The 14,781-nt window shown below is 68.5% G+C and carries 13 protein-coding genes; 5 read left to right on the top strand and 8 right to left on the bottom strand.

All coding sequences use genetic code 11. The annotated features are described in order from the left end of the window. Positions 1-7: 7 nt before the first annotated feature. Positions 8-1,450 carry a glycerophosphodiester phosphodiesterase family protein gene (locus ACCD11_RS02345; RefSeq protein WP_413312142.1) on the bottom strand — a complete coding sequence of 481 codons (1,443 nt, stop codon included), beginning with the start codon at positions 1,448-1,450 and terminating at the stop codon, positions 8-10. Positions 1,451-1,657: 207 nt separating this feature from the next. Between ACCD11_RS02345 and ACCD11_RS02340 the strand changes: the two genes are divergently transcribed. The 3 genes from ACCD11_RS02340 to ACCD11_RS02330 are packed head-to-tail and all read left to right on the top strand — an operon-like array spanning position 1,658 to position 3,357. Beyond that, positions 1,658-2,377 carry an RNA polymerase sigma factor gene (locus ACCD11_RS02340; protein ID WP_413312141.1) on the top strand — a complete coding sequence of 240 codons (720 nt, stop codon included), beginning with the start codon at positions 1,658-1,660 and terminating at the stop codon, positions 2,375-2,377. A 24-nt stretch (positions 2,378-2,401) separates the two neighbouring features. Next, positions 2,402-2,971 carry a ferritin-like domain-containing protein gene (locus ACCD11_RS02335; protein WP_007834612.1) on the top strand — a complete coding sequence of 190 codons (570 nt, stop codon included), beginning with the start codon at positions 2,402-2,404 and terminating at the stop codon, positions 2,969-2,971. A 41-nt stretch (positions 2,972-3,012) separates the two neighbouring features. Further along, on the top strand, positions 3,013-3,357 hold the full coding sequence (locus ACCD11_RS02330; RefSeq protein WP_413312221.1) for a c-type cytochrome: 345 nt from the start codon (positions 3,013-3,015) through the stop codon (positions 3,355-3,357). Positions 3,358-3,430: 73 nt separating this feature from the next. On the opposite strand, the gene ACCD11_RS02325 is transcribed toward ACCD11_RS02330, so the two are convergent. Beyond that, the gene (locus tag ACCD11_RS02325) at positions 3,431-5,194 is read right to left on the bottom strand and encodes an IlvD/Edd family dehydratase (RefSeq protein ID WP_413312140.1); all 1,764 of its coding nucleotides are present in this window, start codon (positions 5,192-5,194) and stop codon (positions 3,431-3,433) included. A 170-nt stretch (positions 5,195-5,364) separates the two neighbouring features. Between ACCD11_RS02325 and ACCD11_RS02320 the strand changes: the two genes are divergently transcribed. Continuing rightward, positions 5,365-6,363: a sialic acid TRAP transporter substrate-binding protein SiaP gene (locus tag ACCD11_RS02320; protein ID WP_413312139.1), complete on the top strand. Its 999-nt coding sequence runs from the start codon at positions 5,365-5,367 to the stop codon at positions 6,361-6,363. A 15-nt stretch (positions 6,364-6,378) separates the two neighbouring features. Here ACCD11_RS02320 and ACCD11_RS02315 read toward each other — a convergent pair whose 3' ends face one another. The 5 genes from ACCD11_RS02315 to ACCD11_RS02295 form a co-directional block, all read right to left on the bottom strand. Next, positions 6,379-6,738: a hypothetical protein gene (locus ACCD11_RS02315; protein ID WP_413312138.1), complete on the bottom strand. Its 360-nt coding sequence runs from the start codon at positions 6,736-6,738 to the stop codon at positions 6,379-6,381. 110 nt (positions 6,739-6,848) lie between these two features. Further along, entirely contained in the window at positions 6,849-8,261 is a 1,413-nt protein-coding gene (locus tag ACCD11_RS02310; RefSeq protein WP_413312137.1) for a GTPase/DUF3482 domain-containing protein, read from the bottom strand. Beyond that, entirely contained in the window at positions 8,258-9,664 is a 1,407-nt protein-coding gene (locus ACCD11_RS02305) for a DUF2868 domain-containing protein (RefSeq protein WP_413312136.1), read from the bottom strand. The genes ACCD11_RS02310 and ACCD11_RS02305 overlap by 4 nt, the downstream gene beginning before the upstream one ends. A 403-nt stretch (positions 9,665-10,067) precedes the next feature. Then, the gene (locus ACCD11_RS02300) at positions 10,068-11,924 is read right to left on the bottom strand and encodes an ABC transporter ATP-binding protein (protein ID WP_413312135.1); all 1,857 of its coding nucleotides are present in this window, start codon (positions 11,922-11,924) and stop codon (positions 10,068-10,070) included. A 21-nt stretch (positions 11,925-11,945) separates the two neighbouring features. Then, the gene (locus ACCD11_RS02295; RefSeq protein WP_413312134.1) at positions 11,946-12,890 is read right to left on the bottom strand and encodes a LysR family transcriptional regulator; all 945 of its coding nucleotides are present in this window, start codon (positions 12,888-12,890) and stop codon (positions 11,946-11,948) included. Positions 12,891-12,991: 101 nt separating this feature from the next. Here ACCD11_RS02295 and ACCD11_RS02290 point away from each other — a divergent pair, with 101 nt between their 5' ends. Further along, positions 12,992-13,819: a DODA-type extradiol aromatic ring-opening family dioxygenase gene (locus ACCD11_RS02290; protein ID WP_413312133.1), complete on the top strand. Its 828-nt coding sequence runs from the start codon at positions 12,992-12,994 to the stop codon at positions 13,817-13,819. A 7-nt stretch (positions 13,820-13,826) separates the two neighbouring features. On the opposite strand, the gene ACCD11_RS02285 is transcribed toward ACCD11_RS02290, so the two are convergent. Continuing rightward, the gene (locus tag ACCD11_RS02285) at positions 13,827-14,624 is read right to left on the bottom strand and encodes a GntR family transcriptional regulator (protein WP_413312132.1); all 798 of its coding nucleotides are present in this window, start codon (positions 14,622-14,624) and stop codon (positions 13,827-13,829) included. Positions 14,625-14,781: the final 157 nt, after the last annotated feature.

The raw sequence follows: 14,781 nt of genomic DNA, 5'->3' as shown, positions 1-14,781 counted from the left end.
GCAGGCCTCAGCGGCCCGTTTCCTTCAGGTAGCTCGCGCGCGCCGCGAACGCCGTGTTCGCGAAATCGGAGAACACGCCGTCGATGCCCGCGCGGAAGTACGCGAGGTACTCGGCCGTCGGATCGCCCTTGTAGACGCCTGCCAGGTACTTGGCCTCGTTGCGGAAGGTGTAGCTGTGCACGAACAGGCCGGCCTTGTGCGCATCGGCGATCAGGCTGGTGGGCTTGATGGTGTTCACATCGGCAAGGCCCTTGCCTGCGACAAAGGGCACGATGGTGTGGGCCATGACCTGTGGCTTCCACGGGCCGATGCCGTCGGCATAGGTCTTCACGTCGGCCAGGCCCGCTGGCGTGAGCATCTCTGCGAACCACTTCGGGTTACCGGCCAGCGTCCAGCTGTAGGGGCGACCGTCGACGAAGGTGTAGACGTCCTTGGTGACGTAGATCATCTCGCCGGTCTGGTAGTTGACGTCGTTGCCGTCCACCAGTTGCACCGCACGGGCCTTCATGCCGGCCGAGCGCAGGTACTTCAGGCTCTCGGGTTCGAAGCTCTGCACGAAGATCGGCGCGTCCTTGCGGTTCAGGCCGTTGAAATTCATGATCTTCAGCAGCGCGTCTTCCAGCGGATGGCTGCCGGCCGGCCCGCAGCCGTTGGCGATGGCCTGGGCGTTGTTCCAGATCGGGTTCTTGGTCTCCGGGTACACGGTGAGCGTGCGGCCGGTGGCTGCGCTCTTGGCCTTGGCGATGTCGATGATTTCCTGGAAGCTCAGGATCGGCAGCTTGCCGTTGAGGTCGGTCGGACGCTGGTCCCTGGCGTCGTAGGTGGTGCCGCGGATCCACTGGCGCAGCTCGTCCATCGTGAAGTCGGTGATCGACCAGTCGTTGGTGTGGTCCTCGCCATCGACGACGAGCGACTTGAGCACCGACTTCGGATCGCTCGGGTCGGTCAGGTCGCTCAGGTACTGGGCCGGGCCGTTGGCCTCGACGGGCGGGTACGTCACGTTCACCAGCACGCCCGGCACGGTGCGCTTGCGGCCCGCGACGGTGGTGTTGGTCTTGGCCACGTCGGCGACGTTGGTGTTGTCGCTGAGCCAGGGATTGTGCCGCGCGACGAGCACGCAGTCCTTGGTGAGGTGCAGGTCGGTCTCGAGCGAATCGGCGCCGGCATCGGCCGCGGCTTCGTAGGCGACCTTGGTTTCCTCGGGGTACAGGCCCGGCAGGCCGCGGTGGCCGATGACCAGCGGGACCGAGCCGTCGAGCGTGCCCAGGGGCGCGGGAGCCGGGGCAGGGGCCGGCGGTGCGGGGGCAGGTGCCGGTGCCGGCGGGAGAACCGGGAACGCGATGCCCCCGCCGTTGCCGCCCCCGCAGGCTGCAATCACGAGGCAGCCGCCGATGGCTGCGATGGCGGCGCGAACCGGGCGTGGCGCGGGCACGGGGACGCTCTTTTTCATATGCGGTCTTCGGGTGTTCGTTGAAAGAGAGACAAAAGCCGCCGGATGCTAGGTCGGGTGCGTGACGCGGCAGTGACCGGGGCCGAAGGCCCAGGCCTCGGGACTGCGAGCGCGGCGCGAACGAATGGCAGACGATGTTCCGAGCGCATCGGAAATAACTGAAACGCAGCGCGAGCCCGCACCATCTAATGGGAAAAGCAGCACACCATGCCCCACAGCGCCTCCACACCCGACGCCGCCCCCGAAACCGGGGGTGCATCCGACCGCGAGCTTGCGGCACGCTCCGCACAGGGCGACACGCGGGCTTTCGCGGCCATCATGCGGCGCCACAACCAGCTGCTGTTCCGCACGGCGCGCAGCGTGCTCAAGAGCGACTCCGAGACGGAGGACGCCGTGCAGGAGGCCTATTTGCGCGCGTGGCGGGCCATCGGCACCTTCCGGGACGACGCGCAGCTTTCGACCTGGCTGGTGCGCATCGTCATCAACGAGGCCCTGGGGCGCCTGCGGCGACGAGGGGCGCAGGTGATTCAGCTCGACGGGGCGCACGTTGCCGACGTGGACCCGGACCCGGCGTCGGCGGTGGCCGACGATCCCAACCTGCAACCCGAACATCTGGCCATGCGTGAAGAACTCCGCCTTCTGATGGAGCGCCGCATCGATCGGCTGCCCGATGCCTACCGCACCGTGTTCATGCTGCGGGCGGTCGAGGAAATGAGCGTGGCACAGACGGCGATTGCGCTCGCACTGCCCGAAGCGACCGTGCGCACGCGCTTCTTTCGCGCACGCAGCCTGCTGCGCGAGGGCCTGTCTCGCGACATGGACGTCGCTTTGGGCGACGCCTTCTCATTCGACGGCGCACGTTGCGATCGCATCGTGGCGGGTGTGCTGTCGAGCCTTGTCAAGGGGCGGGAATCGCCCCGCTCGTGACGTTCACCCTGCGAGGAAAACAAAATGTCCTTCTTTCAGATGGCTTCCCCCATTGCCGCCCGGCGCATGTTCCTGGGCCGTTCGGGCCTGGCGCTGTCCGGCGCCGCGGTTGCGCTGCTGGCCGGCAAGGATGTGCTGGCCGCCAAGGCCGGCGGCGCGACCGGAAACGATGTGCAGATTCTCAATACCGCGCTGGGCGCGGAGCTGGAAGCCATTGCGGCGTACCAGCTCGGTGCCGAAAGCAAGTTGCTCGAGAAGCCGGTGCTCGACCTGGCGGTGACCTTCCAGGGGCACCACAAGGCGCACGCGGAGCTGCTGGCCCAGACGATCGCCAAGCTCGGCGGCAAGGCCGTTGCGGCAAAGCCGAAATACGACTTTCCGGCGAACCAGCTGAAGTCGCAGGCGGACGTGCTGCGGTTCGCGGCCAAGCTCGAACAGGGCGCGGTGAGCGCCTACCTGGGGGCCGTGCCGCTGTTTGTGAACCGCGACCTGTCGAAGGCGGCGGCGAGCATCCTCGGCGACGAAGCCATGCATTGGGCCGTGCTGCGCCACGCGCTTGGCGAAGCACCGGTTCCTTCGGCCTTCGTGTCGTGACGCCGCTGCAGCTTCTGGCGGTTGCCGCGCTGTTCTCAAGCATGGCCGCATGGGGCGCCGCGCCCGATGCGGTGCGCGGCGAGCAGATCTACGCGCGCTGCCTGGCGTGCCATGCGCTGGCGACCGACCGGGTCGGGCCCAGGCACTGCGGCCTGTTCGGACGGCTGGCTGGCAGCGTGCCCGGTTTCAGCTATTCGCAGGCCATGAAGAATTCGAAGATCGTGTGGAACGACAAGGCACTCGACCGCTTCCTGGCGAAGCCGCTGGCCATGGTGCCCGGAAGCGCCATGACCTATGACGGCGTGCCGGACCCCATGGAGCGGGCGGACCTGATTGCGTACCTGCGGCAGGCGAACGGCAAGCCTCCGTGCACGAACAGCCATTGAAGAAAAGCATCACGCGCGCGTACCCGCGAGCACCGGCTGGAAGAACGCGCCGTCGACGCGCCCCAATCGGCGCTCATGCCCGCGGCACCTTCCCCGCCGTATTCGGCGCACGGAGAAAGTCGAAGTCCACGCCCTTGTCGGCCTGCGTCACGGTCTGGAGGAACAGCTTTCTGTAGCCGCGCTCGGCGGTGGGTTCGACCACTGTCGTCTCCTGCGCGCGGCGCGCCAGTTCTTCGTCCGTCACCAGCAGCGAAATCTCGCGCCTTGCCACGCTGAGGCGGATGCGGTCGCCGCTGCGTACGTAGGCCAGCGGCCCGCCGATGGCCGACTCGGGCGTCACGTGCAGCACGATGGTGCCAAAGGCGGTGCCGCTCATGCGGCCGTCGGAGATGCGCACCATGTCCTTCACGCCGGCACGCGCGAGCTTGCGGGGGATGGGGATGTAGCCGGCCTCGGGCATGCCCGGCGCGCCCTTGGGGCCGATGTTCTTGAGCACCAGCACGTCTCGCGGCGCGACGTCGAGCGTGTCGCTGTCGATGCGGGTCACCAGGTCTTCGGCGTTCTCGAACACCACCGCGCGGCCTTCGTGTTCCATCAGCGCCGGGTCGGCGGCCGATTGCTTGATGATCGCGCCGCCCGGCGCCAGATTGCCCCAGAGCACCGCGATGCCGCCCTGCGGATAGATCGGCCGGGCAGCCGGCCGCACCACGTCCTGCCGAAAGCCGGGGCCCGCGCGCTCGAGCTCCTCGCCCAGCGTGCGGCCGGTGACCGTGAGCGCGTCGAGGTGCAGCAGCGGCTTGAGTTCGCGCAGCAGCGTGGCCATGCCGCCCGCGGCGTGGAAGTCTTCCATGTAGTGCTGGCCCGAGGGCTTCAGGTCGAGCAGCACCGGCGTCTCGCGGCCCATGCGGTCGAGCGCGTGCAAGTCGATGTCCAGGCCCATGCGCCCCGCAATGGCCGCGAGGTGCACGATGCCATTGGTCGAGCCGCCGATGGCCAGCAGCACGCGCATCGCGTTCTCGAAGGCGGCGGGGGCCAGCACCTTGTCGATGGTGAGGCGATCGCGTGCCATCTGCACGGCCTGCGCGCCGGTCTGCTCGGCGATGCGGATGCGGTCGGCCGTCACAGCGGGCGGCGAGGCGCCGCCCGGCATCGTCATGCCCAGCGCCTCGGCGATGCAGGCCATGGTGCTGGCCGTGCCCATCACCGAGCAGGTGCCCACGCTTGCGACCAGCTGGTTGTTGACGTCGGCGGTTTCCTCGGCGTCGATCTCGCCCGCGCGGTACTTGCCCCAGTAGCGCCGGCAGTCGGTGCAGGCGCCCACGCGCTCGCCGCGGTGGCTGCCCGTGAGCATCGAGCCGGTGATGAGCTGGATCGACGGCAGGCCCGCCGAGGCCGCGCCCATGAGCTGCGCGGGCACGGTCTTGTCGCAGCCGCCGATCAGCACCACGGCATCCATGGGCTGCGCGCGCACCATTTCCTCGGTGTCCATGGCCATCAGGTTGCGCAGGTACATGCTGGTGGGCGCGGCGAAGCTCTCGTGCACCGAGATGGTCGGAAAGTCCATCGGCAGTCCGCCCGCGAGCATCACGCCGCGCTTGACGGCCTCGACGAGTTGCGGCGCGTTGCCGTGGCAGGGGTTGTAGGCGCTGCCGGTGTTGGCGATGCCGACCACCGGACGATCAAGTGCGGCATCGGTATAGCCCGCGCCCTTGATGAAGGCCTTGCGCAGGAACAGCGAAAAGCCGCGGTCGCCGTAGCTGGTCAAGCCCTTGCGCATGCCTGCACGGTCCGGGTCCGTGCCGTTGTCGTCATCGGGTTCGAGGGGCAAGGGGGACATGGAAGGGCCTCTGTGTTGCTTGCGTGATCGTATGCCCGTGCCCGGGCAAACCCGATTACCACTTTTTGTTTCAAATCCTTACGATTGGAGCCGGGGATGTTTCCGTGGCATCCCCTTGCGCTGGCGCGCAATTTGCACTGGTTTTGCCTTTTCTCATCGAGGGAGAGTTCATGAAAAGCTTCTTGCCGTGGCACCGGGCGGGTGTGCTGCTGATGGCATTGGGTGGCGTCATCGCTGTCCACGCCCAGGCCCAGGTGCTGCAATTCAAGTGGGGCCATGTCTACGAGCCCGCGAGCATCTTCCACCAGCAGGCGGAGCTGGCGGCGCGCAAGATCGCCGAGCAGTCCGACGGCAAGATCAAGATCGAGGTCATTCCCTCCTCCAGGCTGGGGCAGGAGGGCGACTTTCCGCTGATGCTGGCGAACGACTCGGTGCAGATCGCCTACGTCGGGCAGGCCACGCTGGCCGAAGGCTATCCGCCGCTGAGCCTGGGAACCTACCCCTTCGCCTTCAAGGACCTCGACCACATGCGCAGGTACCTGGCGAGTCCGCTGTTGGCCGAGCTGATGAAGGGCTACAACGAGAAGAGCGGCAACCGCATGGTGGCCTCGGTGTACTACGGCGCGCGGCAGGTCACGTCGGCAAAGCCGCTGTCCAGGCCCGAGGACTTCCGCGACCTGCGCCTGTACGTGCCCGCCGCCGCGGCCTACCAGCTGTTCGCCACCGCGCTCGACGCCAAGCCAGTGACGCTGCCTTTCATGAGCCTCTACGGCTCGCTCAAGAAGAACGAGGTGGAGGCGCAGGAAAACCCGCTCGACATCGTCAAGTCGAAGAAGCTCTACGAAGTCCAGAAATACGTGCTGCTGACGGGGCACGTCTACGACACGCTGGGCATCGTCATCGGCAAGGCCGCCTGGGCGAAGCTCGCGCCGCCCCAGCAGGCGATGGTCGAGAAGGTGCTCGCGGAAACCGCGAAGTGGACCAACGTGGGCGTGATCGCCGGCGAGCTCGAGGACGAGAAGTTCCTGCGCGACAAGGGTATGACCGTGTCGCCGGCCAACCGGCAGCTGTTCCTGGAGCGGATCGCGAAGCGGTCGACGCCCGAGCAGATGGGCGCGCGGCCGGGCGACTACGCGCGCCTGCAGGCGCTGGCCACGGGCGCGAACTGAACCGCTTGCGCCGCTTCAGCGGCCGGTGCCGAACGAGTTGACGTGCACTTCGACGATGTCGACGAACTCCGGCAGTTCCAGCAGGAATTCAGGGTCGCGTGCGAGCGGCGCTACGCGCAGGGGATTGCCGCGCGTGGCGTGCATGGCCTGCATTTCATCGATCGAGCGCCAGAACGACACCGTGCGGAATTCGGCGACCTTGCCGTTCAGCTTGCGGAAGTACTGGACGCCGAGGCAATCGGGCTTTTTCGCGATCTCGGCGATGCCGTGCTCGACGCTGTAGTGCAGATATTCGTCCGCTCGCGCGATGGGCGTGCGGCCTTCCCAGATGCGCCCGACCAACGGGCTCGACAACAGCTTGCATTCGACGGCCATGGGGTGTTCCTTTCGATGTGCCGGTGAACATCGCCCGAAACATGGCGTGCTTGCAGAGCATGGGGCGTAGGAGCCGGCCACCTCCGGCTGCAAGCGAAGCCTGGGCCGGGTCAGGCTTCGAAGGCGCGCAGCAGCGCGTGCGAGAGGTCGGCCACGAGTGCTTCGCGCTGGGGAGAAGGGCGCCAGAACGCGCGGCTGGCCACGCCCGTGGCTTCCCATTCGGGATGGTTGCGCGCCGGCTGCACGCCGCGCACCGCGGCCGCGGCGGCACGCGTGGGGGCATCGCCGTTCTCGGGCGCATCGGCGGCGATGCGCTGCGTGGCCGCGTGGCCGCGCTGCTCGAGGGCCTGCGTGAGCTTGAGCTGCCATGCGGCCAGCGTGAACAGCACGCCGTCTTCCACCGTGAGTTCGTGCACGTCGCGCAGCTTGTTGGCCAGCTTGCGCCCGAGCGGCGCCAAGCCCTGCGACACCGCACCGCCGATGGCGCCGCCCAGCGCCGCGCCCGCACCGAGCGAGATGCCGGCCACCGCCAGGTCGGCCACCACGCCCACGGCCGCGCCGATGACCGCGCCCTTGCCGAGCCGCAGGCCCGCGTCCTTCATGGCTTCGGGGCTGAAGAAGTCGAGCGTCCAGCGGCCTTCGATCATCGGCAGCGGTGCCTCGTCGGCGTCGCCCTGGCGGAAGCCGTAGAGCGCGAGCAGGTCGTCGGTGCAGCGCTGGGCCTTGTCGAATACCGCCTTCTGCAGCGCCTCGACGAGCGCCTGGCGGCGTGCCGCGTCGGCGAACTCGGTGGACGACACCGTGCGGCGCACCGCGGCCGCATCGACGAGCAGGCCGGCGATGCGCGTGCAGGCGGACTGGCGGCGCCGGGCCGCCTCGGCGTCCAGCGCATCGACCACGGCGCGCAGCAGGTCGCGGCGCTCGCGCAGCAGCGTGGCGAGGTCGTTGTACAGGTCTTGTTCGGCGCCGACGAAGGGGGCCGCCGCGTCGAAGCGCACCTGCACGTGCAGGCCATAGGCCGAGAGCAGTTCCTTCCACGCCGTTTCGCGGCTGGCGGCATCGCGCACGAAATTCAGCACCGGCAGCACGGGGCGCGCACAGGAGTTGAGCAGTTCGATCTCGTCGCGGAACTTGGGCAGCACCGGCTCGCGCACGTCGATGACCAGAAAGGCCGCGTCGATGTCGAGCATGGTGCGCAGCACCTTGGCCTCCTGCTCGAACACGCCATGGGCTTCGGGACCCTGCAGGAACCGGCGGATGCGCTCGGGGGGCGTGGCCTGCTGGTCGAATCCGGTCAGGTGCTCGCGCAGCGCGACCGCGTCTTCCAGGCCTGGCGTGTCGAAGAAGCGCACGGCGGCTGCGCCATCCACGTCGAGGTCGACCGATTCGACATGGCGCGTGGTGCCGGGGCGCTGCGACACCTCGCCGAAGCCGACGCGGCGCGTGAGCGTGCGCAGCAGCGAGGTCTTGCCCGCGTTGGTGTGGCCGACGACGGCGATGCGGATGGGCGGTTGCGGCGTCACGGTGCGGCGACCCCGTCCTGCAAGGAGACGTCCAGGCGGTCGCCGGCGGTTACGCGCTCCAGGCCGGTGTCGCGCAGCCAGTCGAGCCAGCGCTGCGTGGCGCCGGCATGCGGCGCATCGGCCAGCCAGATTCGGCACTCGCCGCAATGCGCGAGCAGCTCGCGCAGGAAGCGCTCGGTGCCGCGATCGGGGCTCGATGCGGCGTGGCAGACCAGCAGCACGGTACGCGGATGGACGTGGGCCAACTGGTCGAGCAGGGCGCGGCGCGCGGGGGCGCTGCCGTCGATGCGCTGCACCTGCGTCGCGATGCCGGCGGGCAGGGCGGCTGGGGGCCAGGGCATGTCGGGTGGCAGTTCGAAGCCGACGACGAAGAGCGCGTCATGCAGCTCCGAGGCCGGCAGGCCCGTGGGCAGCGCACCGCGCGTGCGGCCCGGGTCGGCATCGACGATGGCCGCCGGGGCCATCGCGGCGAAGCGGGCCAGCAGCTTGCGGTAGTAGGGCTCGCTCCAGTCGGGCTGCAGCGCCTTGCGGCGGCTGCGCCACACGGCCGCGCTCCACAGCACGAGCACCACGCGCGGCAGCAGCCCGTAGACCACGATGCAGCCGGTAAGCCACAGCGCCCAGGCGCGTTGGCCGCCGGCGTTTGCGGCACCGGGTGCCGCGGCCAGCACGGCGGTGGCATCGGGCACGGGAAAGCCGAGCCGCGCCGGCGCCCAGCCCAGCGCCTGCACGGCCCGCACGAAGAATGCCGGCTCGAGGATCGTCGTCTCCCAGCTCAGCGTGTAGCTGCGGAACGCGAGCGCGAACAGCATCGCGGCCAGTACCACGGCGAACGACAGCGACCAGATGCCGTGGCTCACGAGCCCGAAGGCCCATGGCAGCAACTTCGCGCGGGACAGCAGCCCGGTGGCCGCACGCACCAGCAGCGGCGCCTGGCCGCGCCTGCCGCCGGCCACGCGGGCGGTGAGCGACAGCCAGATCCAGCCGAGCGATGCGGTACTGAAGGAAACGAAGGGCACCCACAGGCCCACGAGCCAGAGCAGCAGCGTGAGCACATGCAGGCCCAGCAGGCTCGCGAGCGCGACGATCACGTTGATGTGGCGCTCGCCGCCGCCGACCACGTTGCCCGCCAGCCCGAGGCCGGCCGCAACGATCAGCGCCACCAGCGCGAGCAGCACCCAAGGGGCCCAATGGCGGGCGCGTGCGAGTTCAGCCTGCAGGCCGATGCGTTCGCCGAGCCGGAGTGCGCGTTCGACGATCTGTCCGTGGGCATCGGCTGTGCGCGAGGCTGCGGTGCGCAGGGCTTGCGCATCGTCGAGCGGACCGGCCTGCTCGGTCCATCGGATGGCCTCGGTGATCACCGCGTCCGGAAAAGCAGTTTCGCGCAGCGCGGTGTTGGTCAACAGGGTCCCTTCGCAGCCAATCGGTCATCGCCCCGCCGGGTGCGGGGGGCGCGCGAATTATGCCCGGCGCATCAGGGACGGCCACGAAGGAAACGGGGCCGCAAGCGGCCCCGTTCTGCATGTCGCGGGAGGCGATGGCGCGTGCCCGGTCTCAGCGAAGGCCGAAGAACGAAAGCACGGCTACGACCACCACGATCAGACCGACGATGTAAATGATGGAATTCACGCGAGGACTCCTCTGTGTTGAGACGGGTCCAGCATTGCGCCGCCTGCGTGGCACCACTGTCGGCAGGGGGCGGCGTGTGCTGTAGGCGCGGGTGAAGCACCGCCCGGAGGTTTCCCCGGGGGCTCGTGGCGGCTCGCCTCATTTGTGACGATTGTTTGCAGGCGCAACCGGCGCCGTTCAGGCGCGCATCGCCTCGTCTTCCTCGAGGTTGTCGCCCAGGAAGCCACCGCTCTGGTGCGCCCACAGCCGCGCATACAGCCCGCCCTGCGCCATCAGCGTGCGGTGGTCGCCTTCTTCCACCACGCGGCCCTCGTCGAGCACGATCAGGCGGTCCATCGCGGCGATGGTCGACAGCCGGTGCGCGATCGCGATCACGGTCTTGCCCTCCATCAGCGCGTAGAGGCTTTGCTGGATGGCGGCCTCGACTTCGGAGTCGAGCGCGCTGGTGGCTTCGTCGAGCAGAAGGATCGGCGCGTCCTTCAGCATCACGCGCGCAATGGCCACGCGCTGGCGCTGGCCGCCCGAGAGCTTCACGCCGCGCTCGCCGACGTGCGCCTCGTAGCCGCGCCGTCCGGTTGCGTCGCCGAGCGTCTGGATGAATTCGTGCGCCTCGGCCCGCTTCGCCGCCGCCTCGATCTGTGCGTGCGTGGCATCGGGCCGCCCGTAGGCGATGTTGTCGGCCACCGAGCGGTGCATCAGCGAGGTGTCCTGCGTGACCATGCCGATGTGGCTGCGCAGCGAGTCCTGCGTGACGTGCGCGATGTCCTGCCCGTCGATCAGGATGCGGCCGCTCTCCAGGTCATGGAAGCGCAGCAGCAGGTTCACCAGCGTCGACTTGCCCGCGCCCGAACGGCCCACCAGGCCGATCTTCTCGCCGGGCTTCACCACGAGGTTCAGGTCGTCGATCACGCGGCGGCCTGCATCGGCATAGCGGAAGCTCGCGCGCTCGAAGCGCACCTCGCCGCGCGGGACTTCCAGGGTCTTGGCACCGGGCGCGTCGAGCACGGTGCGCGGGCGCGACAGCGTCTTCATGCCGTCCTGCACCGTGCCGATGTTCTCGAACAGGCTGGTCATCTCCCACATGATCCAGTGCGACATGCCCTGCAGCCGCAGCGCCATCGCCGTGGCCGCGGCCACCGCACCCACGCCCACCGCGCCGTGCGACCACAGCCACAGCGCCGTCCCTGCCATGCCGGCGGTGAGGCCCATGCTCAGCGTGTGGTTGACGATCTCGAAGGCGCTCACGAGGCGCATCTGCCCGTAGCCCGTCTTCATGAATTCGCGCATCGCGTCGCGCGCGAAGCCGGCCTCGCGCTGCGTGTGCGAGAACAGCTTGACGGTCGCGATGTTGGTGTAGGCGTCGGTCACGCGGCCGGTCATGAGCGCGCGGGCGTCGGCTTGCGCCTTGCCGACCTTGCCCAGGCGCGGCACGAAGTACACGAGCGAGCCGATGTAAAGCGCCAGCCAGATCAGGAAGGGCCATGCCAGTTGCGCGTCGAGCACGCCCACCAGCAGGATCATGGTGGCCACGTACACGCCCATGGCCACCAGCACGTCGGCCAGCACGAAGATGGTGTCGCGCACGGCCAGTGCGGTCTGCATCACCTTGGCCGTGATGCGGCCGGCGAACTCGTCCTGGTAGAAGGCCATGCTCTGGCCCAGCATCAGGCGGTGGAAGTTCCAGCGCAGGCGCATCGGCAGGTTCACCGCGAGCGTCTGGTGCTTCACGATGGTCTGCAGCGCGACCACGCCGATGCTGATCACCAGGAACGCGGCCAGCCACATGAGCGTGGTGCCGCGTTCTTCCCAGAGGCGCGAAGGCTCGAGCCCGCCGAGCCAGTCGACGATGCGCCCGAGGATCGCGAACAGCGCCGCCTCGAAGATCGACATGACGGCGGTGAGCGCGGCCATCGCGGCGATCTTGCCGCGCACGCCGTGCGTGCAGGCCCAGAGAAAGGCCACGAAGCCCTGCGGCGGCAACGCAGGTTCGGCTGCAGGGTAGGGGTGAAGGAGTTTTTCGAAGAGGCGGAACAAGGAAACAGTCTCCCGGAGAGCTCAGGACTTTAGCCGCGCATGCATGACCTTGCCCCGCAAAGGTGCGCTCAGCGGCGCATCCCTGCCGAGCCGCTCACCCAGGAAGTCAATGAAAGTACGCAGTTTGGGCGACATGTACTGCCGGCTCGTGTACACCGCGAACAGCGTGACGGGCGCGGCCTCGAACTCCGGCAGCAGCCGTACCAGCCGGCCCTGTGCGATGTCCTCGTCGATCAGCCACAGCGGCAAGAAGGCGATGCCCATGTCCGCGCGCACCGCGTGCAGCGTGAGCGTGGTGTCGTCGGAGCGCAGGGCCGGCGCCAGCCGCAGCGCAAACATCCGTCCGCCCGGCCCCTTGAGCGCGAGGTTCTCCAGATTCACGTAGCTCGGCACGATGGCACCGAGCTTCGCCAGGTCGGCCGGCAGCGCGGGAGCGCCGCCCATGCGCTCCAGGCAGGCCGGCGTGCCCGCGAGGTAGAAAGGCACGCGGCACAGCGGCCGGGCGATCAGCGCGGGCGAGGGCTCCTGCGTGGCGCGCAAGGCGAGGTCGTAGCCGTCGGCGGCGAGATCGACCTTGCGGTTCTCCAGATGCATGTCGACCAGCACCTCGGGGTATTTCTCGCGATAGTCGGCCAGCACCCGTGCGAAGCGCGGCGTGGCGCACCACACGGGCGCGCTCACCTTGAGCTGGCCGCGCGGCGCGTCGTGGGCCTGGCCGATGGCGGCTTCGGCCGCATCGAGCAGGTCGAGGGCGCGGCGGCTCTGCTCGTACCAGGCGGTGCCGGCCTCGGTCAGGCTCAGGTGACGGCTGGAGCGATGCAGCAGCCGCGCCCCGAGCGACTTCTCGAGCTGTGCCACGTGCTTGCTGGCCATCGGCGGCGAAAGGCCCAGCCGCTCGGCCGCGGCCACGAAACTGCCGGCCTCGACGACTTCGCGGAACACACGCAGGCTGGTCATCCGGTCCATGGCAATCTTTCCTGTGGAGAACTGATTCGATGCATGGTAGCCCGTCGATTTCCTTGCAGGAAATGTCTACAGTCGATGCAACGCCTTCAAGGAGCATCGACTTGACCCACGACAACGCCAGCGCTTCATCGCGCCTGCCCACCTACTTCATCTCGCACGGCGGCGGCCCCTGGCCCTGGATGAAAAAGGAAATGGGCCCGACCTACGACCAGCTCGCCGCCTCGCTGGCCGACATGCCGCGCCAGATAGGCCGCACGCCCAGCGCCATCCTGATGGTGTCGGCGCACTGGGAGGCGCCCGTCTTCACGGTGCAAGGCAACCCGAAGCCGCCGATGATCTACGACTACGGCGGCTTTCCGGCGCACACCTACGAAGTGCACTACGGCTCGCCCGGTTCGCCCGAACTCGCGCAGCGCGTGCAATCGCTGATTGCCGCGGCGGGCCTGCCGGTGCAGATCGACCCCGAGCGCGGCTACGACCACGGCATGTTCTCGCCGATGGCCGCGATGTACCCGAAGGCCGACGTGCCGGTGGTGCAGCTGTCGTTGCGCCGCGGGCTCGACCCTGCCGAGCACCTGGCGCTGGGCCGCGCGCTCGCGCCGCTGCGCGACGAGAACGTGCTGATCGTCGGCAGCGGCCTGAGCTATCACAACCTGCGCAACTTCGGGCCGCAGGCGCACGGTGTGTCGAAGGCTTTCGACGACTGGCTCGACGACGCGGTGGTGCAGGGCGCGCCGGCCGGGCGCAGCGCCCGACTGATCGACTGGGCTTCAGCCCCGGCGGCACGCATGGCGCATCCGCGCGAAGAGCACCTGATTCCACTCATGGTGGCCGTCGGTGCGGCAGAGGGCGAGACCGGCGAGCGCGTGTACCACGAGGATGCCTTCATGGGCGGCCTGGTGGTGTCGAGCTTTCGTTTCGGCGCCTGATCGGGGCTCAGCCGGCCGGGCTGGAGGCGCCCAGCGCCAGATAGCTGTCGTCGCCATTGAGGCTGCAGTCGAGCGTGTTCGGCGCCACGTCGCGCTCGAGCACTTCGAACATGCTGTCGACGAAATCCATCAGTCCATCCGACGCGGCAATGGCGCCGTCGACGTTCCCGCTCGCCACGGCCTCGATCACCGCAATGTGCCCATCGATGGTGCCCTGCAGGTCGACCTTCTCCGGCGCATGCATGTGATAGATCCAGCCGATGCGGCGAAAGATCGTGTGCAATGGCCGCAGCGTGCCCTCCACGAAAGGCTCCTGCGCGGCTGCCAGGAAGAGCTGGTCGATCAGGCGGTCGGCCACGTTGAACTGCTCGATCGTCATGTTCGCGCCGTGCTCGACGAGCTGCCGCTTGATGTGCTGCATGCGGTTGCGCTCCGATGCGCCTGAGCGCTCGGTGGCGAGCCGGATGACAAAGCGCTCCATGTCCCGGCGCAGCCTCAGCAGCAGGCGGTCGCGCGTGAGGTCGATGGGGGCGATGCGGATGCCGTGCCGCGGCGTGATCTGCACCAGCGTGTCGGCCGCCAGGCGATTGAGCGCCTGGTGCACCGGCGTGCGGCCGTAGCCGACCATGGCTTGCAACTCGTGCGTGGCCAGGAAGCGGCCGGGCGCCAGCTTGCAGCAGATCAGCAGTTCTTCGATGCGCTCGTAGGCCTGATCCGACTGGTTGGCGGGGCTCTTGTGCAAGGTGCCCGGCGCTGCGGTGTCGACGGAAACCAGCTTGGGCCTGGCAGGGGAACGGGTTGCCATGGAAATTCCTTGTTTCGAGGTCGGAGCATATCTGATATGCAAGGGAAATCACAGGACCGAACGTCCAATCTCCAATGAGGACGGTGCATTCTCTTCCTCCGTGTGAGGGAAGGGTAATTACGAATAAATATCGTGAAATATCACGATATTCTTGCGC

Origin of the sequence: Variovorax sp. Varisp36 (genome assembly GCF_047304235.1) — a bacterium.
Classification (GTDB): Bacteria; Pseudomonadota; Gammaproteobacteria; order Burkholderiales; family Burkholderiaceae_C; genus Variovorax.
This window is presented reverse-complemented; position numbering and strand designations above follow the sequence as displayed.